Below are 25137 nucleotides of genomic sequence, written 5' to 3' on the forward strand. Positions count from 1 at the left end.
CGGATTGGCTCAGTACCTCGCTGGCTGTTTTTACGCTCTGCTCAAGGGTTTTATCGTAGCCTCAAACACTTATGCCTGATGATGCAGCCAGGCATGTTTGGGCCGTGCAGCGGCGCCTGTTGCGCGGCCTTCGATACGCTGCCAGACCTTCTCGTGAAAGTAGAAGCCCACCGAGTTGCACAGCGGTTCGATGGCCGCCACCAGGCCACTGGCCGCGATGCTGCCGGTCAGCGCGTACGTGACGGCAAAAGCGATACAAAAGTGCATCAGGGTAAAAGTCAGAGTCTTGAGCATGGTGCACCTCGAGTGAGAATTATTCTTCATTGAGGTGCAGCCTAGTTGCTCAAGAGATATTGGTAAAATGTTGCGATTGAATGGCTCTAATAGTTTTTGTTGATTTTTCACTGACTGGTCCATGCAGCAGTGAGCAAAAAAATGGCCAATAAAGACTGTCTGGAATGGTTTTAACGTCGCGCAGGCGGCGCGAAGGGGATGGCAGGCAATAAAAAACCCGCACTAGGCGGGTTTTTACTTTCAAGCAGGCTTGAAAGGGTGCTGCATGTGGCTTTCTGACTCATGAGTAATCGGTTAAACACCAACTGCTCTACCAACTGAGCCAACGACCAAAAATGGTCGGGGTAGGGGGATTCGAACTCCCGACATCCTGCTCCCAAAGCAGGCGCGCTACCGGACTGCGCTATACCCCGATGAACTACTGGCTCCGCGACCTGGACTCGAACCAGGGACCCAATGATTAACAGTCATTTGCTCTACCGACTGAGCTATCGCGGAACAACGGCGCGTATCCTACTGATTAGAAAGGGGAAGTCAATACCTGATCGACTTCCCAAGTGACTTAGAGAACTGCAGCGATGGCCTGGGTAACCGCTGGCAGGTTGCGCTGGTTCAGCGCGGCCACACAGATGCGGCCGGTGCTGACGGCGTAAATGCCGAATTCGGTTTTCAGGCGCTCGACCTGCTCGGCGGTAAGGCCCGAGTAGGAGAACATGCCGCGCTGCTGGGCGACAAAGCCGAAATCGCGTTTGCAGTTCAGGGCCGCCAGTTGCTCGACCATGGCCATACGCATACCGCGAATACGCTCGCGCATGCCAGCCAGCTCTTCTTCCCACAGGGCGCGCAGCTCAGGGCTGTTCAGCACGCTGGCGACCACGGTGGCGCCGTGTGTCGGCGGGTTGGAGTAGTTGGTGCGGATTACGCGCTTGGCTTGCGACAGCACGCGGCCGGCTTCTTCCTGGCTGCCGGTGACGATCGACAGTGCGCCGACGCGTTCGCCGTACAGCGAGAAGGATTTGGAGAACGAGCTGGAGACGAAGAACGGGATGCCGGAGGCGGCAAACAGACGCACAGCAAAGGCGTCCTGCTCAATGCCGTCGCCAAAGCCCTGGTAGGCGATGTCGAGGAACGGCACGTGCTCGCGCTCGCGCAGCACGTCCAATACGGCTTTCCAGTCGTCCAGCGACAGGTCGACGCCGGTCGGGTTGTGGCAGCAGGCGTGCAGCACGACAACCGAGCGGGCGGGCAGATTCTTCAGGTCTTCAAGCATGCCGGCGCGGTTGATGCCGTGGCTGGCCGCGTCGTAATAGCGGTAGTTGTGCACCGCGAAACCGGCGGACTCGAACAGCGCTCGGTGGTTTTCCCAGCTCGGGTCACTGATGGCGACCACGGTGTTGGGCAGCAGGCGCTTGAGGAAGTCGGCACCGGTTTTCAGTGCACCTGTGCCACCGACGGCTTGAGTGGTGATCACCCGGCCAGCGGCAATCAGTTCGGAGTCGGCACCCAGCAACAGTTTCTGCACCGCGCTGTCATAGGCGGCAATGCCTTCAATCGGCAGGTAACCACGTGGGGCGTGGGCTTCAATGCGGGCTTTCTCGGCTTCGGCTACGGCGCGCAGTAATGGGATGCGGCCTTCCTCGTTGTAGTAAACGCCCACGCCAAGGTTGACCTTGGTCGCACGGGTATCGGCGTTGAATGCTTCATTGAGACCCAGGATGGGATCGCGCGGAGCCATTTCGACGGCAGAGAACAGACTCATGGATGCGGCAGCTCTGAAGAGGAGAGGTGAGTATCAGGCAACACCCTGCTAGGGGTTGCGTAAGTGGGCCGGTAGTATACCGACGCATAACCTGTGCTGCGACAGCAGGCACACGCTTTTCACCGGTTTTGACGTAGGCTTTCAGGCCGCGTCACAGCCGCTTGTCGAGGTTCGTCATGTCCGAGTTTCAATTGGTCACCCGTTTCCAGCCGGCCGGCGATCAACCCGAGGCGATTCGGCAGATGGTCGAAGGCCTGGAAGCAGGTCTTTCACACCAGACACTGCTCGGCGTAACGGGCTCAGGCAAGACCTTTTCCATCGCCAACGTGATCGCGCAGATTCAGCGGCCGACCCTGGTGCTGGCGCCAAACAAGACCCTGGCCGCGCAGCTTTACGGCGAGTTCAAGAGCTTCTTTCCGAACAATGCGGTGGAGTATTTCGTTTCCTACTACGACTACTACCAGCCAGAAGCCTATGTGCCGTCCTCGGATACCTTTATCGAGAAGGATGCCTCGATCAATGACCATATCGAGCAGATGCGTCTGTCGGCGACCAAGGCGCTGCTGGAGCGGCCGGATGCGATTATCGTCACCACCGTGTCGTGTATCTACGGTCTTGGCAGCCCCGAGTCGTACCTGAAAATGGTGCTGCACGTCGATCGCGGCGACAAAATGGACCAGCGCGCCTTGCTGCGCCGCCTGGCCGACCTGCAATACACGCGCAACGACATGGATTTCGCCCGCGCCACCTTCCGCGTGCGCGGCGATGTGATCGATATTTTCCCGGCGGAATCTGACCTGGAAGCCATTCGCATCGAGCTGTTCGATGATGAGGTGGAAAGCATCTCGGCCTTCGATCCGCTGACCGGCGAGGTGATCCGTAAGCTGCCGCGCTTCACCTTCTACCCCAAGAGCCACTACGTCACCCCCCGTGAGGTGTTGCTGGAGGCGGTGGAGAAGATCAAGGTCGAACTGGCCGAGCGCCTGGACTACCTGCGCAGCACCAACAAACTGGTGGAGGCGCAGCGCCTGGAGCAGCGCACTCGTTTTGATCTGGAGATGATCATTGAGCTGGGTTACTGCAATGGCATCGAAAACTACTCGCGCTACCTGTCCGGGCGAGGCCCTGGCGAGCCGCCACCGACACTGTACGACTACCTGCCGGACGAGGCGTTGCTGGTGATCGACGAGTCTCACGTCTCGGTGCCGCAGGTCGGCGCGATGTACAAGGGCGACCGCTCTCGCAAGGAAACCCTGGTGGAGTACGGCTTTCGTCTGCCGTCAGCGCTGGACAACCGGCCGATGCGCTTCGAAGAGTGGGAGGCCGCCAGCCCGCAAACCATCTTTGTGTCGGCCACGCCTGGGCCATACGAAGCCGAGCATGCTGGAAGGGTGATCGAGCAGGTGGTGCGGCCGACCGGCTTGGTTGACCCGCAGATCGAGGTGCGCCCAGCGCTGACGCAGGTCGATGACCTGCTATCGGAAATTCACAAGCGCGTGGCCATTGAGGAGCGCGTGTTGGTCACCACGCTGACCAAGCGTATGGCCGAGGACCTAACGGATTACCTGGGTGATCACGGGGTCAAGGTGCGTTACCTGCACTCGGATATCGATACGGTAGAGCGGGTCGAGATTATCCGTGACCTGCGCATCGGTGCGTTTGACGTGCTGGTGGGCATCAACCTACTGCGCGAAGGCCTGGATATGCCGGAAGTCTCGCTGGTGGCGATTCTCGATGCGGACAAGGAGGGCTTCCTGCGCAGCGAGCGCTCGCTGATTCAGACCATCGGCCGTGCCGCGCGTAACCTCAACGGCCGGGCGATCCTGTATGCCGACCGCATGACCGGCTCAATGGAGCGCGCCATCGGCGAAACCGAACGCCGGCGTAACAAGCAGATCGCCTTCAACGAAGCCAACGGCATTATCCCCAAGGGCGTGTTCAAGGACGTTCAGGACATCCTCGAAGGCGCTACCGTGCCCGGCTCGCGCAGCAAGAAGCGCAAGGGCATGGCCCAGGCCGCCGAAGAAAGCGCGCGTTACGAAAACGAACTGCGCTCACCGAGCGAAATCACCAAGCGCATTCGCCAGCTGGAAGAGAAAATGTACGCTCTGGCCCGCGACCTGGAGTTCGAGGCTGCGGCGCAGCTGCGTGATGAGATTCAGAAGCTGCGTGATCGATTGCTGCAGGTTTGATTGAGCGAATGTGGGAGGGGCTTGCGATTAACGTCGGCCGAAGATAATCAGCACTACACCACCAAGGGTGATGCCACAGGCCAGCATCGCCATCAGGCTGAGTCGTTCGCCCAACAGCAGGTAGCCCAGCAACAACGCCACTATCGGGTTGACGAAGGCGAAGGTCGATACCAGGCTCGGCCGCACCTCGCGCAGCAGCCAGAAATACGCCGGATACACGCCGAGGCTGACCGGCAGTATCAGATACGCCAGCCACAGCCAGGCATTGCTGCTTATGGCGCGCAGGTCGAGTGTTTGCCAATCGCCGTGCCACAGGCCGAACAGCGCCAGCAGCAGTGCACCGATCAGCATCTGCAGGCTCAGCCCCAGCCAGCTGGAGCGAAACGGCGGGCGCTGGCGCATCAGCCAGGCTCCGCCGGCCCAGAGCAGGGTGGCAAACACCACCAACAGTCCGGCGAACCACTGTTCGATAGAGGCGCTGTGATCCAGGCCGTTGTTCATCAGCAGCACGATGCCGCTACAGGCCAGGGCCAGGCCGCACATCACCCACAGTGGCGGGCGCTCACCGAGCAGCCATTCCAGCGCCACGCTCCACAGCGGCAGGGTGGTGTAGAGCATCGCCAGCATGCCGGTGGGCAGGTATTGGTTGGCGTAAATCAGCGCGCCCTGGCCGACGGCAATCAGCGCCAGGCTGCCAATCAGCACGCCGCCCCAGTCGCTGCGCTGCATGCGTAGCTGCCCGCTGAACAGCACCCAGGCCAATGCCAGCAGACCGGCAATCGAGAAGCGCAGGCTGCCGATAACGAACGGCGGCACTTCCAGCAGGAGAAAGTGGTTGGCCAGGTAGGTGGTACCCCAGCCGATATAGATAGTGGCAAAGGCGACGATCAGCAGCAGGCTGCGGGTGCGTGATGGTGTGGGCATGGTGATCTGAGTTGGCGAGTCGGCAGGGCGGGTGGCTGAAAAAGCTGCAAGGCCCGCAGTAGAGGCCGCCAGTCTATGCGGGCTGGCGTTGTTGTCCAGCCTGCTGCGCACTACAGGACAAAGCGTTAACCCTTGGTGGGCGCGGGTGCAGCTGAAATAGCCGCGCTAGCTGGAGCCGGCGGTGGCCAGCCTGTTAATATCGCGGCCTTGAAAGATTGCCCGTTGCACATTCTCTGAGAGCCGCCATGACCACCGTTCGTACCCGTATCGCGCCGTCGCCCACTGGTGATCCGCACGTAGGCACCGCCTATATCGCCCTGTTCAACCTGTGCTTTGCCCGTCAGCACGGTGGCGAATTTATCCTGCGTATCGAAGACACGGATCAGTTGCGCTCGACCCGCGAGTCGGAACAACAGATCTACGACGCTCTGCGCTGGTTGGGTATCGAGTGGAGCGAAGGGCCGGATGTTGGCGGCCCACACGGGCCGTATCGACAGAGTGAGCGCGGCCATATCTACCAGAAGTACAGTGCCGAACTGGTCGAGAAGGGCCATGCCTTCCACTGCTTCTGCAGTGCCGAACGCCTGGACAAGCTGCGCGCCGAACAGATGGAAGCCAAGCAGACGCCGCGTTATGACGGCCACTGCATGCACCTGCCCACCGCTGAAGTACAGCAGCGCCTGGCTGCCGGCGAGCCGAACGTAGTACGTATGAAAGTGCCGACCGAAGGCGTGTGCGTGGTGCCGGATATGCTGCGTGGCGAAGTAGAGATCCCCTGGGATCGCATGGACATGCAGGTGCTGATGAAGACCGATGGCCTGCCGACCTACTTCCTGGCCAACGTGGTCGACGACCATCTGATGGGTATTACCCACGTGTTGCGCGGCGAAGAATGGCTGCCATCGGCGCCCAAACTGATCCTGCTGTATGAGTACTTCGGCTGGGACAAGCCGCAGCTGTGCTACATGCCGCTGCTGCGTAACCCGGACAAGAGCAAGCTGTCCAAGCGCAAGAACCCGACCTCAATCACCTTCTACGAGCGCATGGGCTTTCTGCCGCAGGCGATGCTCAACTACCTCGGCCGCATGGGCTGGTCGATGCCGGACGAGCGCGAGAAGTTCAGCCTCGACGAGATGGTCGAGCACTTCGACATCAACCGGGTTTCTCTCGGTGGGCCGATCTTCGACTTGGAGAAACTGTCCTGGCTCAATGGCCAGTGGATGCGCGAGCTGAGCGTCGAAGAATTCGCCGCTGGCGCGCAGAAGTGGGCGTTCAACAGCAACTATTTGATGCAGATTGCACCGCATGTGCAGGGCAGGGTGGAAACCTTTAGTCAGATCGCGCCATTGGCCAGCTTCTTCTTTGCTGGCGCACTGGCTCTAGATGCCAAGCTTTTCGAGCACAAGAAACTCTCGGCCGAGCAGGTGCGTCAGCTGATGCAGCTGATCCTGTGGAAGCTTGAAGCGCTGCGCCAGTGGGAAAAAGACAAGATCACCGGCTGCATCCAGGCGGTGGTCGAGCACCTTGAGCTGAAACTGCGCGATGCCATGCCGCTGATGTTTGCCGCGGTAACCGGCCAAGCCAGCTCGGTGTCCGTGCTTGATGCCATGGAAATCCTTGGCCCGGACCTGACTCGCTTCCGTCTGCGTCAGGCCATCGAGCTGCTCGGTGGTGTGTCGAAGAAAGAGAACAAAGAGTGGGAGAAGCTGCTGGCGGCGATTGCCTAAGCAGCTGAATGCCCCGTCCGGCCGTCGTTTTGACGCGCCGGGATAGGGTAAGTGGTTGTTCTGTCAGCATAAAGAATGCTGGTGCAGGTAAAAATTTTGTTGACAGGTGTGGGGCGTGCTCTTAACATGCGCCCCGTCCTTGAGATGGGGCTATAGCTCAGCTGGGAGAGCGCTTGCATGGCATGCAAGAGGTCAACGGTTCGATCCCGTTTAGCTCCACCATCTTCAAAGCCGCAAGGCTTGCCACAATCAGCTCTCGTAGCTGGTTGGTTGTAGAAGGGTTACGTCCCCTTCGTCTAGTGGCCTAGGACACCGCCCTTTCACGGCGGTAACAGGGGTTCGAGTCCCCTAGGGGACGCCAGTTTCAAAAAGCAGTGCCGATTTGGGCTGTGAGCCGAGAGGCGATAAATCTGGGGGTATAGCTCAGCTGGGAGAGCGCTTGCATGGCATGCAAGAGGTCAACGGTTCGATCCCGTTTATCTCCACCAATTTTGCAGTAGAACTGCCACGGGGCCAGCGTAAAGCTGGCCTTGTTTTTCGAAGGTTTCGTCCCCTTCGTCTAGTGGCCTAGGACACCGCCCTTTCACGGCGGTAACAGGGGTTCGAGTCCCCTAGGGGACGCCATTTTTGCCCGCTTTGCGGGATTTTGAAGGGTCATTCTTTATTGAATGGCCCTTTTGTTTTTATGGCCTACCATCCCTGGCAGCCACCCTTCGGGTCGTTGCTACGCAACGTTAAAAATCGCTCCCGGCAATTTTTCTACCTCCTGAAGATTGTCCCTCCAGCCGATCAGCGGTTGCCGCGCAGGCTTGCTTAATTATATTTCGCCAATAATATTATGGTTGTAATTTTAAGGGGCGAGCATGGGCGATAAGAAGGCGCAAACCCGCGGGCGCATCCTGGCAGCTGCCAGTGCGGCGTTGCTACAGCGCGGTCCGACTGAGCCTGGTGTGGCTGAGGTGATGGGCGCTGCGGGCCTGACGGTCGGAGGCTTCTACGCGCATTTCGAGAGCAAGGATGCGCTGATGCTGGAGGTGTTCCAGCAGATGCTCTGTCAGCGGCGGGAACGCTTAGCGCTGCTTGATCCAGCCCTGACTGCTCACGAGCGGCGGGTGCTGCTGGCGGCCTTCTATCTGTCACGCAAGCACCGTGATGCCAGTGAACAAGGGTGTCCGCTGCCCAGTTCGATAGGTGAGCTGGTGCGTATGTCGGATGGTTTTCGCGGCGTGCTGGCTGAACATATCGAGCTGATGACGGCGCTGCTGGCGGGCAGTCCTGAGGAGGCTGATCAGGCTCTGGCCGATATCGTCTTGATGGTTGGAGGCCTGGCGCTGGCACGCGCGCTAGGCCCCAGTGAGTTGTCTGATCGAGTCTTGCGTGCCGCTAAATCGGCAATCGTTTGAGGATATGGCAATGAATAGCATGAGCTGGGTTCGTGGTTTCAACGCATCGATTGGTCTGCTGGCGCCGCATGCACTGGCCAGCAAGCTGCGCCGGGAGTTTATGACTCCACATACCCTGCCGCCACGGGACTGGGAATTGCCGCTGCTGGCGCAGGCCGAGCGCATCACGCTGCGCTTCGGTCTGTCAGCGCTGCGCTGGGGCAGTGGGCCGGCCGTGTTGTTGATGCATGGCTGGGAAGGGCGCCCGACGCAATTCGCTGAGCTTATCAAGGCCCTGGTCAATGCCGGTTACGGTGTGGTGGCGCTGGATGCTCCGGCTCATGGCCGTTCGCCTGGGCGTGAAGCCAATGTGGTGCTGTTTGCTCGTGCCTTGCTGGAGGCTGCCAGCGAGCTGCCGCCGCTGAAGGCTGTGATTGGCCATTCCATGGGGGGTGCCAGCGCCTTGCTGGCCACCCAGCTGGGCTTGCGCACTGAGGCGTTGGTCAGCATTGCCGCGCCCAGTCGTATTCTGACCATGCTACGGCGCTTCTCACGCTACATGGGTTTGCCACGTCAGGCCCGCGCGCACTTTGTCCGCCTGGTCGAAGAAAAAGCCGGGATACCCGCCGGCCAGCTTGATAGCGCGCACTACCAATTGGATTTCCCTGGATTGGTCGTGCATGCCGCGGATGATCCGATGGTACCGTTCAGCGAGGCGGAGGCGATTCACCAGAGCTGGTTCGACAGCCGCTTGCTACGTTTGGAAAACGGCGGACACCAGCGGGTGTTGGCTGACCCACGTGTAGTGCAGGCGGTGCTGGAGCTGCTGGAGTCGTTGAGTCAGACATCGTCCAAGGCGCTGGCCTCGTAACCAACAACCCTGTTGCGCCCAGCAGCCTTGGCTTGATACAGCGCCTGGTCGGCGCGGCGCAGCAACTGTTCGCGGTCGCTGCCGGCATCCGGAATCAGCGTGTACACGCCGATGCTCAGACTCAGGTTGATACTCAGGCCCTGGTGCATGCAGGGGTGACTGGCCAGGTCTGCACGCAGCTGTTCGGCCAGGTCCATTGCGCCGGACTGATCAGTGTCGCAGAGCACGGCAGCAAACTCTTCGCCGCCAAAACGTACCAGTAGATCATTACTGCGCATGCGCTGTTGCATGCGCAGGGCCGCGTGTTGCAGGCAGGCGTCGCCGACCAGGTGACCGTGCTGGTCGTTGACCTTCTTGAAATGATCCAGGTCCATCATCAGCATGGCGATTGGTTGCTGGCTGCGTTTGGCCTGGGCGAGCATGCGCTCCAGTTCTTCGTTGAGTACCTGGCGGTTAAATAACCCGGTCAGGCTGTCGCGGCGGCTGAGTTCGGCTAACTGGCGATTGGCGGTAGAAAGCTCCTGCAGAGCCTGCTGCAGGGACGCAGTGCGCTCTTCCACGCGCGCTTCCAGGCCTTCGTTGATCTGTCGCTGCAGATCCAAGCTTTTGGCCTGCTCCATACGCAGTTGGTGCTCGTTGGCGTATAGCTGTTCTTGGGTCAGTTGCTGGGCGTGTTGCGCCAGGCGAATGCGTGAGCCGAGGGCAATCGAGAAAATTACCAACTCAAGCAGGCTGCCGATCTGCTGGGCGTGCAGGGTCAGTAGCGAATTGGCGATCAGGCCGGTGCCGCTGAGCACGCTGAACAGGCTGGCAATAATCAGGGCTGACCAGCCGAGGGCGAAGAGCTTGGCCGGCGGGTAGCCGTCGCGCCAGCGCAGCACGGTGAAGATGCAGCCGAAAATCGCGCAGGCCAGCAGCAGGACAAAACTGCCGATCAACGCCACAAGGTAGGGCGCGGCCAGCGCCAGCGCCATCACCAATAGGCTGCTGCCGACCAGACCGTAACTGATCCAGCTGTAGGCCCGGTGTTGGTCCTTGAGGTCGAGCACGCCATAGGTGAACAGCACGCCGAACAGGGTCGCCAGCGCCGAGCTGAACGGAAAGCTCATCTGCTGCCAGGTTAATGACTCGGGCCAGAACCACTGCAGGGCAAAACCCAGCTGAATGAACTGGTAGAGGCTGAAACTGGCGACAAACAGGCTGTACCACAGGTAGTTGCGGTCGCGGGTGATGATGAAGATCGACAGGTTGTAGATCATCATCACCAGCAGGGCACCGAAGAACAGGCCCTGTAACAGCAGCATAAGTTGTTCGTGCTGGTTGAATGCGTGTGCGCTCATCAGGCTGGCACTGAGGTTGGCCGAGCCGTCGGTCTGCATGCGCAAGATCAGCTCACGTTCTTCCCCGGCAGCCAGGCTGAATGGCAACACCAGTTGGCGGTGATTGACCCAGCGTTGGTGAAACGGCCGCTGATCGCCCGCCTGATATACCCGGCCGTCGTCCAGGCCATAGGCGTCTAGGGTGTCGAGCAGCGGATTACCGATCAACAGTACCCAGTTGATGGTGTTATCGGCCGGATTGTGCAGGCTGAAACGCAGCCAGTAGGCGTGTGTGCTGTAGCCGAAACTGGCGTCGCGGCGTGCCACCGGTTGCCAGGCCGATTCAGGCAGCTGGCGAACGCTGTGAATGTCCGCTAGGCCTTCTGGATCAGCCCAGACATGCATGGCCGGGCCCGGTAACAGCGGCGTGTCGCTGGCCAGCAGAGGCAGGCTGGAGGCCTGTACCAGTGTCGGCAGCAACAGCAGTAGGAGTACGCGCAGCAACACAATCAAAAGAGGCATTCCATGGCAAGGATGTTGGCGGACACGACAAAGGTGCATTATTGCGCGGCCTTATGACATACCGATAGCTTAGCCGGGGTTGCTTATGAGCCAAAACTTGCTGTGTTGCCATGCTGAGCGCGATGCTTGCCTGCACGCGCTGGCTGATGACCTGTTGGCGCAAATTCAGGCTACGTTGGTGCAGCAGCCCCGTGCCGGTTTGATACTGCCCGGCGGCAGTAGTCCGCAGGCTTTGTTGCCCTTGCTGGCGCAGCAGCTGGACATTCAGTGCATAGACCTTAGCCCCAGTGATGAGCGCTGGGTGCCGGCGCAGGCGGCTGAGAGTAACTGGCAGTTGTTGCATCAGGGCTTGCCGCAGGCTAATTGCCTGGATCCGCGCCAGGGCGCGACACTGGAACAATCAGCATCGAACTGGGGCGAGCAGTTGGCGCAGTGGTCGCCGTTTAGTGCAGTGCTGTTGGGCATGGGTGAAGACGGCCATATTGCCTCGCTGTTTCCCGGTATGCCTGGCTTAGCAGGGGCGCTGGATCCGCAAGCCAAACCTGCAGCCTTGCCCGCCCTGGCGCCACAAGAGCCGCGTGAGCGGTTGTCGCTGAACCTGGCGATGCTGCAGCGTGGGCAGTGGCTCGGCTTGCTGGCGTTTGGCGAGCGTAAACGCGGGTTGATTGATGCTGTGTTGGCCGATCAGTCCCTTGCCCGAGAGTTGCCCCTGTACGCTTGGCTGCAACGCAGTCCGTTGCCGGTGCATATCTACTGGGCACCCTGAGAGCATGTTGCGGTCTGCTGCATAAAGGCTCTGTTGCGTTACAGCAGCGGCTAAGCCGTTACACTGCAAGCCAGTACCTCGCCGAGAAAGGACCCCGTCATGTTGCATCCGGTTGTTGAGCAGGTTACCGCCGCGCTGGAGCAGCGCTCGGCCAAACGCCGCGAACGCTATCTGCAACGCCTGGCACAGGCGGCCGCGCGCACCGCGCATCAGGCGCTGGGCTGCTCCAATCTGGCTCATGCCCTGGCGGCACAGCCTGAGGATGCGCGGCTGATCATCAAGCAGGGCGGCTCGCCACATGTGGCGATCATTTCCAGCTATAACGATCTGCTCTCGGCCCACGCGCCGCTCAGGGAGTATCCCGAACGCCTGAAAGTGGCTCTGGCCAAGGCCGGCGCGACCTCGCAGTTCGCGGCTGGGGTGCCGGCCATGTGCGATGGCATTACCCAGGGTGAGGCTGGCATGCAACTGTCGCTGTTCTCCCGCGACCTGATTGCCCAGGCCGCTGCCATCGGTTTGACCCACGGCATTTTTGACGGCGCGCTGTATTTGGGGGTGTGCGACAAGATCGTCCCCGGCCTGCTGATCGGCGCGCTGCATTTCGGCCATCTGCCGGCGGTGTTTGTACCCGCCGGGCCCATGCAATCGGGCCTGCCGAACAAGGAAAAAGCCGCCGTCCGCCAGCGCTACGCCCGTGGCGAAGCCAGCCGTGATGAGCTGCTCGCCGCCGAGTTGGCTGCTTATCACCAGGCCGGCACCTGCACCTTCTACGGCACGGCCAATACCAATCAGCTGCTGATGGAGGCCATGGGCCTGCACGTGCCGGGCAGCGCCTTTATTCACCCCTATACACCGCTGCGCGATGCCATGACTGATGAGGCAGCGCGCCTGGTGGCGCATAACAGTCGCCAGGGTGAGCGCTATTTGCCGGTTGGTCAGCAGATTGATGCACGGGCGCTGATTAATGCGGTGGTGGCTTTGCTTGCCAGCGGCGGCTCGACCAACCACACCCTGCACCTGCCGGCCATTGCTCGGGCGGCGGGTTTTGAACTGAGCTGGGATGATTTCGCCGCGTTGTCCAAGGTGGTGCCGCTGTTGGCGCGGGTGTATCCGAATGGCGCGGCGGACGTGAATCAGTTTCAGGCCGCCGGTGGGCCGGCCTGGTTGCTGCGTGAGCTGCTCGGCGCCGGCCTGTTGCATGATGATGTCGCGACCGCTGCCGGGCATGGCTTGCGTGCTTACACCCGCGAGCCCTGGCTGGAAGGCTTGCGCCTGGCCTGGCGCGAGCTGCCTGCGCAGAGCCCGGCGCCGGATATTGTCCGGCATGTTGCTGAGCCTTTTGCAGAAGAGGGTGGGTTGGTGCTGCTGACCGGCAACCTGGGGCGCGCCATCCTGAAAACCTCGGCGGTGGATCCGGCGTTCTGGCGCATCCGCGCCCAGGCGCGCATCTTCGATTCGGAAGCGGCCGTGCAGGCTGCCTACAGCGCCGGCGAGCTGCAAGGTGACCTGGTGCTGGTGGTGCGCTTCCAAGGCCCACAAGCCAATGGCATGCCCGAGCTGCACAAACTGATGCCCTTGCTGGCCAACCTGCAGCAAGCCGGCCAGCGGGTCGCGTTGATTACCGACGGACGAATGTCCGGGGCTTCGGGGCAGGTTTCCACAGCCTTGCATGTAACCCCGGAAGCCGCTGCCGGCGGCCCCTTGGCGCGGTTACAGGATGGCGACTGGTTGGTGCTGGATGCGCAAAACGGGTTGCTGCAGGTAGAGCTGAGCGAGCAGCAACTGGCCGTACGGCCATTGGCGTCTGCCAGTGCCGAGCTGGAATTGGGCTATGGTCTGGAAATGTTCGCCGCCCAGCGCCGCCTGGTCGGCTCGGCCGAGCAGGGCGCCAGCAGCCTGTTTGAAGACTGAACGCGATGATTGAATCTTGAGAGCGGGGAGCAAGGCATGAGCCTGACGATGGATGTGGTGCTGCAACAGGCCCGCCCGGTATTGCCGGTGTTGGTGATCGACGATATCAGCCTGGCGCTGGATCTGGCCCGTGCGCTGCACGCCGGCGGCATTCGCGTGCTGGAAGTCACCCTGCGCACCCCGGGTGCGCTGGATGCTCTGGCGGCGATGCGCAAGGAATTGCCGGACCTGCTGGTGGGCGCTGGCACCCTGATTCATGCCGAGCAGTTCAGCGAAGCCCGCGACGCAGGGGCACAATTTGCCGTTAGCCCGGGTTGCACCGAACGCCTGGCGGCGGCGGCGGAAGATTCCGGTCTGCCGTATTTGCCGGGGGTGATGACGCCCTCGGAAGTGCTGCTGGCGCTGGAGTATGGCTATCGTTCGCTGAAGCTGTTCCCGGCCAACGGTGCGACCAGCATCAAGATGCTCAAGAGCTTCAAGGGGCCGTTCACCGGCATTCGTTTCTGCCCAACCGGTGGGGTGACCCCGGATAACCTGCTGAGCTTTCTGCGCCTGCCCAACGTGGCCTGCGTGGGTGGCACCTGGATTGCGCCAAGCAATCTGGTGCGCGCCCGCGCCTGGGATCAGATCACCCAACTGGCGGCCGAGGCACGCGCCCTGGCCGGTAGCCTGGAGCAGCCAGCATGAGTTGGGAACTGAGCAATCCCTTTGTCATCGATATTCAGGTGACAGCCGAGGACATCGACGGCCTCGGTCATGCCAACAACGCGGTCTACGTCAGCTGGCTGGAGCGCTGCGCCTGGCGCCATTCGCAGTTTCTTGGGTTGGATCTGGCCGAGTACCGCCGCCTTGATCGCGCTATGGCAGTGCTGCGCCATGAGATCGACTACCTGGCCAGCGCTTATGAAGACCAGCAGTTGCAGATGGCCACCTGGATTGTCGAGTCCGATCAGCGCCTGAAGATGGACCGGCGCTTCCAGCTGATTCGCCCGGAAGACGGCGTGACCCTGCTGCGGGCGAAAACCACCTTTGTCTGTATCGAGCTGTCCAGCGGTAAGCCCAAGCGTATGCCGCCAGAGTTTGTTGAGGGTTATGGCGCCGCCTTGCAGCCGCCTTTTCCCATGGAGCTGTGATGCGCCGTTGGGCTAATGCCTGAGCGTTTCACCCTCACGCCGCGTACACTACGCGGCGTTTTTCTACCTGCGACTTTTAGCCGAAGCGCAGCACCGCATTTTCAAGAGACTGCCTATGCAAATCGCCCTGGCCCCGATGGAGGGGTTGGTCGACGAAATCCTTCGCGATGTGCTCACTCAGGTGGGCGGCATCGATTGGTGCGTGACGGAATTTATCCGGGTCACCGAACGGGTATTGCCCGTCAGCACTTACCAGAAGCTCGCCCCGGAACTGTTCAGCGACGCGCAAACGGCTGCCGGTACGCCGCTGCGTGTGCAGTTCCTCGGCTCCGATCCAGCCTGCCTGGCCGACAACGCGGCGTTTGCCTGCACCCTCGGCGCGCCCGTGATCGACCTCAACTTCGGCTGCCCGGCCAAGACGGTGAACAAGTCCCGTGGCGGCGCGGTATTGCTCAAAGAGCCTGAGCTGCTGCATGCCATCGTCCGTGAGGTGCGTCGTGCGGTGCCGGCCGCGATTCCGGTGACGGCGAAAATGCGCCTGGGTTTTGATCACAAGGACTATGCCCTGGAGTGTGCCGAGGCGCTGGCCGAGGGCGGCGCGGCGCAGATTGTGGTGCACGCGCGGACCAAGGTTGAAGGCTACAAGCCGCCGGCACACTGGGAGTGGGTGGCGCGGGTGCAGGACGCGGTGAAAGTGCCGGTATTTGCCAATGGCGAGATCTGGACCCTGGATGACTGGCGGCGTTGTCGAGAGGTCAGCGGGGTGGAGGACATCATGCTTGGTCGTGGTCTGGTGGCGCGTCCGGATTTGGCCCGGCAGATTGCCGCTGCCAGGGCCGGGCAGGAGGTGGTGGCCATGAGTTGGGCTGAGTTGCAGCCGCTGCTGGCGGATTTCTGGCTGCAGGCGCGGCGCAAGATGTCACCACGCTACGCACCGGGTCGGCTCAAACAGTGGTTGGCAATGCTGACGCGCAGCTACCCCGAAGCGACCGAGCTGTTCAATCTGCTGCGTCGAGAAAGCGACTGCCTGCGTATCGATGCTCTGCTCGGTATCGAGTTTGCCGAGGCTGAGTGTGTCGAGCAGGCGAGCGCCTAGCGGCGGCATGGCAATCCCCACCAAGCGACTCTCTGGTCGCGGCTAAAGCCCCTCCCACTTCCCCTCCCATTATCTAGGGGTAAGAGACATCTACTGGCCTAACCACGGACTTGTCCTGTGGGAGGCGCTTTAGCGGCGAGCTTTTCGGGCACCTGGGCCATGCAATTGCCCGACTAGCGCCCACCGCTCACATCCAGCAGCGCGCCACTGGTGTATGAAGCCTGCTCGCTGACCAGCCAGAGAATCGCTTCGGCCACCTCACTGGCCAGGCCGCCACGGCCCATGGGCACACTCTGGCTGACCCGCGCGACCCGATCCGGCTCACCACCACTGGCGTGAATTTCGGTTTCGATCACCCCGGGACGTACCGCATTGACGCGAATGCCGTCGGCCGCCACTTCCTTGGCCAGACCCAGGGTCATGCTGTCGATCGCACCTTTGGCTGCGGCGTAGTCGATGTATTCCCCAGGTGCACCGAGCCGCGCGGCCACCGAAGACAGATTGACGATCGCGCCGCCGTTACCGCCTTGGCGGAGCGACATCCGCTTGATTGCCTCACGACTGCATAGAAAGCTGCCGAACACGTTGGTGGCGAACACCCGCTGCCAGCGCGCCAGGTCCATCTGCTGCAAACGCATCTGGGTTTCCAGAATGCCAGCATTGTTGACCAGCACATCGAGACGGCCAAAGTGCTGGTCGAGGCGAGCGAACAGTTGCAGCACCTGGCCTTCGTCGGCGACATCGGCCTGTACGGCGATGGCCTGGCCGCCGGCCTGGGTGATTTCTTCAACCAGCGCCTGCGCCGCTGCCTGTTGCCGCTGATAGTTCAGGCACAGTGCATAGCCTTGAGCTGCCGCCAGCCTGGCGGTGGCGGCGCCAATACCGCGGCTGGCACCGGTGATCAGCATGACTTTGCTCATCGAATTGCTCCCTGTAAGAAAATTTTGCAGAGGCTTGAAATCCGGTTGAGTAGCCACATTTTTAGTTATGCGGGATGCCGAAGTCGGGTCTCGCGATTAACCACTCGCTGAATTTCAGGAGATTTACATCATGAGCACTGCATTTTCCATGACCCCACTGTTCCGTCAGTCCGTTGGCTTCGACCGTTTCAATGACCTGTTCGAGTCGGCCATGCGCAATGAGTCGGGTAGCAGCTACCCACCCTACAACGTCGAGAAATATGCCGACGACCAATACCGCATCGTAGTCGCGGCGGCGGGCTTCCAGGAAGACGACCTTGAGTTGCAGGTCGAGCGCGGCGTACTGACCGTCACTGGTGGCAAACGTGATACCAGCGCCGAGAACGTCACTTACCTGTACCAGGGCATCGCCCAGCGTGCCTTCAAGCTGTCGTTCCGCTTGGCCGACCATATCGAAGTCAAGTCCGCCAGCCTGGTCAACGGCTTGCTGAATATCGACCTGGTGCGCATCGTGCCGGAAGAGGCCAAGGCCAAGCGAATCCCGATTGGTGCGGGCCGCGTGCTGCAGAGCTAAGTGCGCTGCGTGTGATCTACAAGGGCACCTGCGGGTGCCCTTGTTGTTTTACAGAGGCGCCGGTATGCGGTTGTCGTGTAGCAACTGGCGGAACTGCTGCAGTGGCACCGGCCGGCTGAACAGGTAGCCCTGGTAGTGATGACAGCCCTGTTGCTGGAGAAACTCCAACTGGTCGATCTGTTCGACGCCTTCGGCAATCATGCCCAAGCCCAGGCTGCGCGCCATGGCGACGATGGCGCGGATGATTTCCGCATCGTTGGCGTCCAGAGTGGCGTCGCGCACGAACGACTGGTCGATCTTCAGTACATCCACCGGCAGGCGTTTGAGGTAGGTCAGCGAACTGTAGCCGGTGCCGAAGTCGTCCATGGCGAAGGTTACGCCGTGGCGCTTGAGGCGATTCATCTTGGCGATGGTGTCGTCGATGTTCTGGATCACGATGCCTTCGGTGATCTCCAGCTTGAGCATGTGCGGCGGCAGGTGGCTGCTGGCCAGGCTGGTTTCCACCAGCTCGACAAAATCATTCTGGCGGAACTGCCGTGGGCTGATATTCACGCACAGGCTGAATTGCGTAGCGTTGATCATGCCCTGCTCAAGCAGCTGGGCGCAGGCGTGGCAAGCTTCGGCGAGCACCCAGCCACCGACTTCGAGAATCAGTCCGCTTTCTTCGAGCACATGGATAAACAGCGCCGGTGATTGCGCGCCCAGTGTCGGATGCATCCAGCGCAGCAGGGCTTCGGTGCCAATGATCTGGTTGTTGCGCGCATCCACCTGGGGCTGAAAGTGCAGCTCGAACTCGCCCCGGGCGAGCGCCAGGCGCAGGTCGTTTTCCAGGCGCAGGCGTTCGCTAGCGGCTTTCTGCATGGTGTTGCGGAACAGTTGGATGCAGTTGCGCCCGGAGTCCTTGGCCCGGTAGAGGGCGATATCAGCGCGTTTGAGCAGATCCGAAGGGGTGTCGCCATGATCGGGAATCAGGGCAATACCGATGCTCGGAGTGACTTGCAGTTGATGGCCGTCGAGCAGCATGGGTTCGGCGAGCAGGTGACGCAGCTTTTCCGCCAGGGCGCGGACCTGCTGGACCACTTTCGAGCGTTTGCCTTCCAGGCCGGAAATCAGCACGACAAACTCGTCACCGCCCAGGCGCGCCACGGTGTCTTCCTGGCGCACGCTGGCTTCCAGGCGTGCGGTGACCAGCTTGAGCACCGCATCACCGACCGGGTGGCCAAGTGAGTCATTGATGTGTTTGAAGTGGTCGAGGTCGATAAACAGCAGAGCGCCGCGCAGTTCATGGCGTTTGAGCAGGGATATCTGCTGCGTCAGGCGGTCAAGCAACAGGGCGCGGTTGGGCAGGTTGGTCAGCGAGTCGTGGTAGGCCAGATGCTGCACCTGGGCCTGGGCTTCCTTGAGCTCGCTGATATCGCGGGCGGTGAGCAGTAGGCAGGGCGTGTCGTTGAGTTCGATGGGTTCAACCGACACCTCGACCAGCTTGACCGTGCCGTCGCGGTGCTTGCCATGCATTTCCATGTGGTAGACATGACCGTCGCGCTGCAGCCGCTGGATCATCGCGTCACGCTCAGCCATATCAGCCCAGACATTGAGCTCCATGGCGCTACGGCCGATCACCTCGTCAGGGCTGTAGCCGGTTAGGCGGCCGAAGCCTTCGTTGACTTCGATATAGCGACCGCTGTCGCGTTCGGTAATGGTGATGGCGTCGGGGCTGGAGTGGAACGCCAGGGCGAACTTTTCCTGGCTGGCCTGCAGCTCGGCCTGGGCTTTCTGCCGTTCGCTGATGTCGCGGAAGGTGGTGAGGATGCAGCGCTGGTTATTCAGCAGCATGGGCCTGGAGGAAACTACGCAGGTGATCACTCGGCCCTGTTTGTCGAGGTAGTCCGCCACTTCGTTATGCAGGCTGTGGTCGCGTTCGAGCTTTTCGTACAGCGCGGCCCGCACCTCGAGGTCCGCCCAGAAATTCAGCTCAGTCATCCGCCGGCCGATGATTTCCTCGGGTTGCCAGCCGAAGGTCTGGCTGAAGCTCGTGTTGATTTCCGTGGCCACACCGTCCGGCAGGGTGGTCAGGGCGACGGGGTCGGGGCTGGCCTGGAATAAACTGGCAAATTTCTCCTCTGAGGCGGCCAGGCTCTGTTCGCGGCGCACCCGCTCAGTGATGTCGATAAGAATGCCGGCCATGCGCTCGGGTTTACCGTCGGTGTCGCGGTAGAGCTTGGCGGTGCTTTCCAGATAATGCACTTCCTGGTTGGCGTACACCGCGCGGTAGGTGACCTGGTAATCCTCGGTCAGGCCCTGCGCCAGGTTGTTGAAGTGCTTGCGCATGGCGTGGCGGTCTTCCAGCGGGACAAAGCTGAAGAACTTGCGAAAATCGTCATGGAAAGGCTCGTCCGCCAGGCCGTGCAGTTTTGAGGCGCGGGCTGAGCCGAACAGCATGTTGCTGGGAATGTGCCAGTCCCAGGTGCCGAGGTCGGCCGAGTCCAGAGCCAGGTTCAGGCGCTCCTGACTGTCGTGCAGGGCGTGCTCCTGCTGGCGTTGCTGGGTGATATCACGCAGCGACAGAACCAGGCAGGGGGTGCCGCCCAAAAGTATTTCGCCGCCAAACAGCAGGTTCCTGCGAATGCTGCCGTCGCGATGGTAGAGCGGTACTTCCAGGCCGTTGAGGGTGTTGCTTTTGATCGCATCCATCATCCGTTGGCGATCTTTGAGGCAGGCCCAGATACCCATTTCCAGCGAGGTGCGGCCCAGGGTTTGTTCGCTGGTCCAGCCAAATTGTCGCTCGAAGCCCGCGTTTATCTCGATAAAGCGCCCGGTGGATTTCTCGGTGATGACCACTGCATCGGGGCTGTAGTTGAAGGCCTGGGCGAACTTTTCCTCACTGCTGCGCAGCGCCTGTTCGCGGGCTTGCTGGCTGGTTATGTCGCGGATGACGCCAATAACACGCTGTTTGCCGTCGGCATCCAGCTGCAGGCTGCCGCTGATTTCCAGCCAGTGCAGGCTGCCGTCCGGCCAGCGAATGCGGTGGCGAAAAGCGCGGTTACTTGGGTTGCCGGCCAGCAGTTGTTCAAACAGGCGCAGAATATCTGGGCGGTCTTCCTCGGGAATCAGCTCGATATAGTCGATGCGCTTTTGCAGCGGCAGCTTGGGGTCGAGGCCGAACAGCGCCTGGGCGCCGCGTGACCAGCTGACGCGGCCACTTTCGATGTCCCAATACCAGGTGCCCAGTTTGGCGCCGTTGAGGGCGCGCAATAGGCGCGGGGCATCGTTCCAGGTGCTTTCGAATTCGGCAGGATCCAGAGCCGGGATAAACGGCAGTGGCGGACGGCGATCACTGGATTTAGCCACGACCAACTCTTCCTTTGTATGCGTGGGTTTCCTGGTCGCTGGCTGAGCAACGGGGCTGAGTCATGCAGAAACCTTTCTTATCGTTATAAGCCCACGTTAGCCCTTAGTCGCTGGCCATTGCAAGGCCATCACGCTGGGCATCCAGCAGGTTCATAAAGGCCCGCGCAGCGTTGGAAAGGGTGCGCTCAGTGTGGCTGATATAGCCCAGCTGACGGGTCAGCTGGATGCCCGGTAATGGCAGGCGCGCGACCTGATCATCGAGCATGGTGCGCGGTAGGACGCTCCAGGCCAGGCCGATGGAAACCATCATCTTGATGGTCTCCAGGTAGTTGGTGCTCATGGCGATATTCGGCATGAGGCCCTGGGCCTCGAACAGGCGCCGCACGATGTGGTGAGTAAAGGTGTTGCCGCCGGGAAAGACTGCAGGGTGATGCGCCACATCGGCCAGGCTGATGACTTGGCTGCGTGCCAGCGGGTGCTCGGGAGCGGCAACGAAATCCAGCGGGTCGTCCCACACGGCCACGGCATGCACCGGCTCGCGGGTTTCCGGGGCCAGGGTGATTACCGCTAGCTCAGCGCGGCCATGCAGCACTTCTTCATAAGCCACCTCGGAGTCGAGAAACTGGATATCCAGCGCCACCTGAGGGTGCGCGCGGGTAAAGGCGCGCAGCAGCGGTGGCAAGCGGTGCAGACCAATGTGGTGGCTGGTGGCCAGGGTCAGGCGACCGCTGATCTCGCCATTCAGGTTGGTCAATGCGCGGCGCGTATCATCGAGCACATTGAGTATCTGGTAGGCCCGCGGCAGCAGGGCGCGGCCGGCCTCGGTCAGGCTGACTTCGCGGCCCAGGCGGTCGAACAGGCGCACATTGAGCTGTTGCTCCAGGCTGGCGATGCGTTTGCTGACCGCTGGCTGGGTCAGGTGCAGGCGTTCAGCTGCCTCGGAGAAGCTGCCCAGCTCGGCGATGGCGATAAAGGCATTGAGGGTGGCGAGATCCATAGGGCTGCTCCTGACGGTTGGTGGCGTGCAGTGTGCGTAACTTAAGCGTGCTTGTATTCCATCAGGGAATGCTTTGAATGAAAAATATGAATTTGAGTAATTTAATGCAAGCCCATAGGATTACCCCATAAGCCAAAGGGCTATTTGCCCAGGCATAGAAACAGGTTGATGAGGGAAAGCTGATGGCCGGCAAAACGCTGTACGACAAGCTCTGGGAAATGCACGAAGTGAAGCGCCGCGACGATGGCTCGTCGCTGATCTACATCGACCGGCATATCCTCCACGAAGTGACCTCGCCCCAGGCCTTTGAGGGCTTGCGTCTGGCCGGGCGCAAACCGTGGCGCATCGACGCCAACATCGCCACTCCGGATCACAACGTGCCGACCACCAAAGCCGAGCGTCAGGGCGGCCTGGAAGCCATTGCCGATGAAGTGTCGCGGATTCAGGTGCAAACCCTGGATGAGAACTGCGATGACTTCGGCATCCTCGAATTCAAGATGAACGACATCCGTCAGGGAATTGTTCACGTGGTTGGCCCAGAGCAGGGCGCGACCTTGCCGGGCATGACCGTGGTCTGCGGCGACTCGCACACTTCGACCCACGGTGCATTCGGCGCGCTGGCCCATGGCATCGGCACCTCTGAGGTCGAGCACGTGCTCGCCACCCAGTGCCTGGTGGCCAAGAAGATGAAAAATATGCAGGTGCTGGTCGAAGGCAAGCTGCCGTTCGGCGTGACTGCTAAAGACATCGTACTGGCCGTGATCGGCAAGATCGGCACCGCTGGCGGCAACGGCCATGCACTGGAATTCGCTGGCAGCGCGATTCGCGATCTGTCCCTGGAAGGGCGCATGACCATCTGCAACATGTCCATCGAAGCCGGTGCCCGCGTAGGTCTGGTGGCGGTCGACGAGAAAACCATCGCCTACGTCGAAGGACGCCCGTTCGCGCCCAAGGGCAGTGATTGGGACAAGGCTGTGGAGCAGTGGCAGGACCTGGTTTCCGATGCCGATGCAGTGTTCGACACAGTGGTCGAACTGAAAGCTGAAGACATCAAGCCGCAAGTCAGCTGGGGTACTTCGCCGGAAATGGTTCTGGCTGTGGATCAGAACGTGCCGGACCCGGCTGCTGAAAACGATCCGGTGAAGAAGGACTCGATCATCCGCGCCCTTAAATACATGGGGCTGACCGCTAACCAAGCGATCACCGATATCCAGTTAGATCGTGTATTTATCGGCTCCTGCACCAACTCGCGCATCGAAGACCTGCGCGCCGCTGCTGAAGTGGCCAAGGGTCGTAAGGTCGCCAGCACCATCAAGCAGGCGATGGTGGTGCCAGGTTCCGGTCTGGTCAAAGCCCAGGCGGAACAGGAAGGTTTGCACCACATCTTTATCGAGGCCGGCTTTGAGTGGCGCGAGCCCGGCTGCTCCATGTGCCTGGCGATGAACCCGGACAAGCTGGGCAGTGGCGAGCATTGCGCGTCCACCTCCAACCGCAACTTCGAAGGCCGGCAGGGCGCCGGTGGGCGTACTCACCTGGTCAGCCCGGCGATGGCCGCCGCCGCTGCGGTGACCGGTCGTTTTATCGATGTACGCGAATTGATCCAGGCCTAAGGAGCTGACGATGAAAGCCTTTACCCAACACACCGGCCTGGTTGCACCGCTCGATCGCGCCAACGTCGACACCGACCAGATCATCCCCAAGCAGTTCTTGAAGTCGATCAAGCGCACCGGCTTCGGCCCGAACCTGTTCGATGAGTGGCGCTACCACGATGTCGGCCAGCCGAATCAGGACAACTCCAAGCGCCCGGTGAATCAGGACTTCGTGCTGAACTTCCCGCGCTATCAGGGCGCCAGCGTGCTGCTGGCGCGGGAGAACTTTGGTTGTGGTTCGAGCCGCGAACACGCGCCTTGGGCGCTGGAAGAGTACGGTTTCCGCACCATTATTGCGCCGAGCTTTGCCGATATCTTCTTCAACAACAGCTTCAAGAACGGCCTGCTGCCGATCATCCTCAAAGAAGACGAGGTCGATGCGCTTTTCCAGCAGGCCGAAGCCACTGTCGGTTATCAGCTGACTGTCGACCTGGTCGCGCAAACCGTGACCCGTCCGGATGGCGTGCAGTACAGCTTCGAGGTCGATGCCTTCCGCAAGCATTGCCTGCTCAATGGCCTGGACGATATCGGCCTGACCCTGCAGGACAGCGATGCGATCAAGGCCTTCGAGAACACTTACCAGCAGCGCAGCCCCTGGCTGTTCGGCGCCATCAAGTAATCAGCGGGCGAGTGCATCCGTCACTCGCCGATTAATGAGTTGAGAAAAGCATGTCCAAACAGATTCTGATTCTCCCCGGCGACGGTATCGGCCCGGAAATCATGGCCGAAGCGGTCAAGGTGCTGGAGCTGGCCAACGACAAGTACAACCTGGGTTTCGAACTGAGCTTCGATGACCTCGGTGGCGCGGCCATCGACCGTTATGGCGTGCCGCTGGCTGACGAAACTCTGGCTCGCGCCAAAGCTGCCGATGCCATTCTGCTCGGTGCTGTCGGTGGCCCGAAATGGGACGCCATCGACCCGGCGATTCGCCCTGAGCGTGGCCTGCTGAAAATCCGCTCGCAGCTGGGGCTGTTTGGCAACTTGCGTCCGGCGATTCTCTACCCGCAACTGGCCGATGCCTCCAGTCTCAAGCGCGAAATCGTCGCTGGCCTGGATATCCTCATCGTGCGTGAGCTGACCGGCGGCATCTATTTCGGTCAGCCGCGTGAGAGCAAGGTGCTGGAAAACGGCGAGCGCATGGCTTACGACACCCTGCCGTACAGCGAGAGTGAAATTCGTCGTATCGCCCGTGTTGGCTTCGACATGGCCCGCGTGCGTGGCAAGAAACTCTGCTCGGTTGATAAAGCCAACGTACTGGCCTCCAGCCAGCTGTGGCGCGCCGTGGTCGAGGAAGTGGCCAAGGACTACCCGGACGTTGAACTGAGCCACATGTACGTCGACAACGCCGCGATGCAGCTGGTGCGCGCGCCGAAGCAGTTCGACGTGATGGTGACCGACAACATGTTCGGCGACATCCTCTCGGATGAAGCTTCGATGCTCACCGGCTCCATCGGCATGCTGCCGTCGGCGTCGCTGGATGCCAATAACAAGGGCATGTACGAGCCGTGCCACGGCAGCGCGCCGGATATTGCCGGGCAGGGTATTGCCAACCCGTTGGCGACCATTCTCTCGGTGTCGATGATGCTGCGTTACAGCTTCAATCAGACGGCTGCAGCCGATGCCATTGAGTTGGCTGTAAGCAAGGTGCTGGATCAGGGCCTGCGTACCGGCGATATCTACAGCGCGGGTACGACCAAGGTCGGCACTGCGGCAATGGGTGATGCGGTAGTCGAAGCGCTGCGTAGTCTGTAAT

At 61.0% G+C, this 25137-nt stretch carries 20 protein-coding genes and 6 tRNA genes; 17 read left to right on the top strand and 9 right to left on the bottom strand.

The features are described from left to right. Positions 1-69: 69 nt before the first annotated feature. From RHP75_RS07475 to RHP75_RS07490, 4 genes are all read right to left on the bottom strand, one after another. The gene (locus RHP75_RS07475) at positions 70-294 is read right to left on the bottom strand and encodes a DUF2061 domain-containing protein (RefSeq protein ID WP_311091189.1); all 225 of its coding nucleotides are present in this window, start codon (positions 292-294) and stop codon (positions 70-72) included. Between the two features lie 336 nt (positions 295-630). Then, positions 631-707: transfer RNA gene (locus RHP75_RS07480), tRNA-Pro, on the bottom strand. A 9-nt stretch (positions 708-716) separates the two neighbouring features. Beyond that, positions 717-792, bottom strand: a tRNA-Asn gene (locus RHP75_RS07485). 64 nt (positions 793-856) lie between these two features. Further along, positions 857-2053, bottom strand: a complete 1197-nt coding sequence (locus tag RHP75_RS07490; protein WP_304864281.1) for an amino acid aminotransferase — start codon at positions 2051-2053, stop codon at positions 857-859. Between the two features lie 176 nt (positions 2054-2229). Here RHP75_RS07490 and uvrB point away from each other — a divergent pair, with 176 nt between their 5' ends. Continuing rightward, complete coding sequence (gene uvrB, locus RHP75_RS07495; RefSeq protein ID WP_311091190.1) at positions 2230-4245, top strand: excinuclease ABC subunit UvrB; 2016 nt, start codon at positions 2230-2232, stop codon at positions 4243-4245. 27 nt (positions 4246-4272) lie between these two features. On the opposite strand, the gene RHP75_RS07500 is transcribed toward uvrB, so the two are convergent. Then, positions 4273-5169: an EamA family transporter gene (locus tag RHP75_RS07500; protein ID WP_311091191.1), complete on the bottom strand. Its 897-nt coding sequence runs from the start codon at positions 5167-5169 to the stop codon at positions 4273-4275. A 245-nt stretch (positions 5170-5414) separates the two neighbouring features. Between RHP75_RS07500 and gltX the strand changes: the two genes are divergently transcribed. The 7 genes from gltX to RHP75_RS07535 all read left to right on the top strand — a co-directional run bounded on the left by gltX (position 5415) and on the right by RHP75_RS07535 (position 9149). Beyond that, a complete protein-coding gene (gene gltX, locus RHP75_RS07505) occupies positions 5415-6896 on the top strand; it encodes a glutamate--tRNA ligase (RefSeq protein ID WP_311091192.1) in 1482 nt (493 codons plus the stop codon). Positions 6897-7042: 146 nt separating this feature from the next. Next, positions 7043-7118 (top strand) — tRNA-Ala (locus RHP75_RS07510). A gap of 63 nt (positions 7119-7181) precedes the next feature. Further along, positions 7182-7257, top strand: a tRNA-Glu gene (locus tag RHP75_RS07515). 51 nt (positions 7258-7308) lie between these two features. Next, positions 7309-7384, top strand: a tRNA-Ala gene (locus RHP75_RS07520). Positions 7385-7444: 60 nt separating this feature from the next. Further along, positions 7445-7520, top strand: a tRNA-Glu gene (locus RHP75_RS07525). 239 nt (positions 7521-7759) lie between these two features. Then, positions 7760-8299: a TetR/AcrR family transcriptional regulator gene (locus tag RHP75_RS07530; RefSeq protein ID WP_311091193.1), complete on the top strand. Its 540-nt coding sequence runs from the start codon at positions 7760-7762 to the stop codon at positions 8297-8299. Positions 8300-8309: 10 nt separating this feature from the next. Beyond that, a complete protein-coding gene (locus tag RHP75_RS07535) occupies positions 8310-9149 on the top strand; it encodes an alpha/beta fold hydrolase (RefSeq protein WP_311091194.1) in 840 nt (279 codons plus the stop codon). Here the strand turns inward: RHP75_RS07535 and RHP75_RS07540 are convergent. After that, the gene (locus tag RHP75_RS07540; RefSeq protein ID WP_311091884.1) at positions 9119-10975 is read right to left on the bottom strand and encodes a diguanylate cyclase; all 1857 of its coding nucleotides are present in this window, start codon (positions 10973-10975) and stop codon (positions 9119-9121) included. The two genes, RHP75_RS07535 and RHP75_RS07540, sit on opposite strands and share 31 nt — an antisense overlap. Positions 10976-11075: 100 nt before the next feature. Between RHP75_RS07540 and RHP75_RS07545 the strand changes: the two genes are divergently transcribed. The 5 genes from RHP75_RS07545 to RHP75_RS07565 all read left to right on the top strand — a co-directional run bounded on the left by RHP75_RS07545 (position 11076) and on the right by RHP75_RS07565 (position 15896). Next, the gene (locus RHP75_RS07545) at positions 11076-11756 is read left to right on the top strand and encodes a 6-phosphogluconolactonase (RefSeq protein ID WP_311091195.1); all 681 of its coding nucleotides are present in this window, start codon (positions 11076-11078) and stop codon (positions 11754-11756) included. Between the two features lie 102 nt (positions 11757-11858). Then, positions 11859-13667 carry a phosphogluconate dehydratase gene (edd, locus tag RHP75_RS07550; protein WP_311091885.1) on the top strand — a complete coding sequence of 603 codons (1809 nt, stop codon included), beginning with the start codon at positions 11859-11861 and terminating at the stop codon, positions 13665-13667. A gap of 36 nt (positions 13668-13703) precedes the next feature. Next, entirely contained in the window at positions 13704-14354 is a 651-nt protein-coding gene (locus RHP75_RS07555) for a bifunctional 4-hydroxy-2-oxoglutarate aldolase/2-dehydro-3-deoxy-phosphogluconate aldolase (protein ID WP_269382738.1), read from the top strand. Next, on the top strand, positions 14351-14800 hold the full coding sequence (locus tag RHP75_RS07560; RefSeq protein ID WP_108489074.1) for a thioesterase family protein: 450 nt from the start codon (positions 14351-14353) through the stop codon (positions 14798-14800). Before RHP75_RS07555 ends, RHP75_RS07560 begins: the two co-directional genes overlap by 4 nt. A 115-nt stretch (positions 14801-14915) precedes the next feature. Beyond that, on the top strand, positions 14916-15896 hold the full coding sequence (locus RHP75_RS07565) for a tRNA-dihydrouridine synthase (protein ID WP_311091196.1): 981 nt from the start codon (positions 14916-14918) through the stop codon (positions 15894-15896). A 173-nt stretch (positions 15897-16069) separates the two neighbouring features. On the opposite strand, the gene RHP75_RS07570 is transcribed toward RHP75_RS07565, so the two are convergent. Beyond that, positions 16070-16816, bottom strand: a complete 747-nt coding sequence (locus tag RHP75_RS07570) for an SDR family oxidoreductase (protein WP_311091197.1) — start codon at positions 16814-16816, stop codon at positions 16070-16072. Positions 16817-16946: 130 nt separating this feature from the next. Between RHP75_RS07570 and RHP75_RS07575 the strand changes: the two genes are divergently transcribed. Then, positions 16947-17390: an Hsp20 family protein gene (locus RHP75_RS07575; protein WP_257778627.1), complete on the top strand. Its 444-nt coding sequence runs from the start codon at positions 16947-16949 to the stop codon at positions 17388-17390. Between the two features lie 48 nt (positions 17391-17438). Here the strand turns inward: RHP75_RS07575 and RHP75_RS07580 are convergent, their stop codons facing one another. Both RHP75_RS07580 and RHP75_RS07585 read right to left on the bottom strand, forming a co-directional pair. Further along, the gene (locus tag RHP75_RS07580; protein WP_311091198.1) at positions 17439-20738 is read right to left on the bottom strand and encodes a PAS domain S-box protein; all 3300 of its coding nucleotides are present in this window, start codon (positions 20736-20738) and stop codon (positions 17439-17441) included. Between the two features lie 103 nt (positions 20739-20841). Continuing rightward, positions 20842-21735 carry a LysR family transcriptional regulator gene (locus RHP75_RS07585; RefSeq protein ID WP_311091199.1) on the bottom strand — a complete coding sequence of 298 codons (894 nt, stop codon included), beginning with the start codon at positions 21733-21735 and terminating at the stop codon, positions 20842-20844. Between the two features lie 182 nt (positions 21736-21917). Here RHP75_RS07585 and leuC point away from each other — a divergent pair, with 182 nt between their 5' ends. From leuC to leuB, 3 genes are read left to right on the top strand one after another with little or no spacing between them, the layout of a single operon-like run. Beyond that, a complete protein-coding gene (gene leuC / locus RHP75_RS07590) occupies positions 21918-23345 on the top strand; it encodes a 3-isopropylmalate dehydratase large subunit (RefSeq protein ID WP_311091200.1) in 1428 nt (475 codons plus the stop codon). Positions 23346-23355: 10 nt separating this feature from the next. After that, entirely contained in the window at positions 23356-24003 is a 648-nt protein-coding gene (leuD, locus tag RHP75_RS07595; RefSeq protein WP_311091201.1) for a 3-isopropylmalate dehydratase small subunit, read from the top strand. 50 nt (positions 24004-24053) lie between these two features. After that, positions 24054-25136: a 3-isopropylmalate dehydrogenase gene (leuB, locus tag RHP75_RS07600; RefSeq protein WP_311091202.1), complete on the top strand. Its 1083-nt coding sequence runs from the start codon at positions 24054-24056 to the stop codon at positions 25134-25136. Position 25137 lies beyond the last annotated feature (1 nt).

Origin of the sequence: Pseudomonas sp. SG20056 (assembly GCF_031764535.1) — a bacterium.
Lineage (GTDB): Bacteria > Pseudomonadota > Gammaproteobacteria > Pseudomonadales > Pseudomonadaceae > Aquipseudomonas.

Coding starts and splice junctions, on each gene's coding strand:
- RHP75_RS07475 (WP_311091189.1), bottom strand. CDS start 294: ATGCTCAAGACTCTGACTTTTACCCTGATGCACTTTTGTATCGCTTTT.
- RHP75_RS07490 (WP_304864281.1), bottom strand. CDS start 2,053: ATGAGTCTGTTCTCTGCCGTCGAAATGGCTCCGCGCGATCCCATCCTG.
- uvrB (WP_311091190.1), top strand. CDS start 2,230: ATGTCCGAGTTTCAATTGGTCACCCGTTTCCAGCCGGCCGGCGATCAA.
- RHP75_RS07500 (WP_311091191.1), bottom strand. CDS start 5,169: ATGCCCACACCATCACGCACCCGCAGCCTGCTGCTGATCGTCGCCTTT.
- gltX (WP_311091192.1), top strand. CDS start 5,415: ATGACCACCGTTCGTACCCGTATCGCGCCGTCGCCCACTGGTGATCCG.
- RHP75_RS07530 (WP_311091193.1), top strand. CDS start 7,760: ATGGGCGATAAGAAGGCGCAAACCCGCGGGCGCATCCTGGCAGCTGCC.
- RHP75_RS07535 (WP_311091194.1), top strand. CDS start 8,310: ATGAATAGCATGAGCTGGGTTCGTGGTTTCAACGCATCGATTGGTCTG.
- RHP75_RS07545 (WP_311091195.1), top strand. CDS start 11,076: ATGAGCCAAAACTTGCTGTGTTGCCATGCTGAGCGCGATGCTTGCCTG.
- RHP75_RS07555 (WP_269382738.1), top strand. CDS start 13,704: ATGAGCCTGACGATGGATGTGGTGCTGCAACAGGCCCGCCCGGTATTG.
- RHP75_RS07560 (WP_108489074.1), top strand. CDS start 14,351: ATGAGTTGGGAACTGAGCAATCCCTTTGTCATCGATATTCAGGTGACA.
- RHP75_RS07565 (WP_311091196.1), top strand. CDS start 14,916: ATGCAAATCGCCCTGGCCCCGATGGAGGGGTTGGTCGACGAAATCCTT.
- RHP75_RS07570 (WP_311091197.1), bottom strand. CDS start 16,816: ATGAGCAAAGTCATGCTGATCACCGGTGCCAGCCGCGGTATTGGCGCC.
- RHP75_RS07575 (WP_257778627.1), top strand. CDS start 16,947: ATGAGCACTGCATTTTCCATGACCCCACTGTTCCGTCAGTCCGTTGGC.
- RHP75_RS07585 (WP_311091199.1), bottom strand. CDS start 21,735: ATGGATCTCGCCACCCTCAATGCCTTTATCGCCATCGCCGAGCTGGGC.
- leuC (WP_311091200.1), top strand. CDS start 21,918: ATGGCCGGCAAAACGCTGTACGACAAGCTCTGGGAAATGCACGAAGTG.
- leuD (WP_311091201.1), top strand. CDS start 23,356: ATGAAAGCCTTTACCCAACACACCGGCCTGGTTGCACCGCTCGATCGC.
- leuB (WP_311091202.1), top strand. CDS start 24,054: ATGTCCAAACAGATTCTGATTCTCCCCGGCGACGGTATCGGCCCGGAA.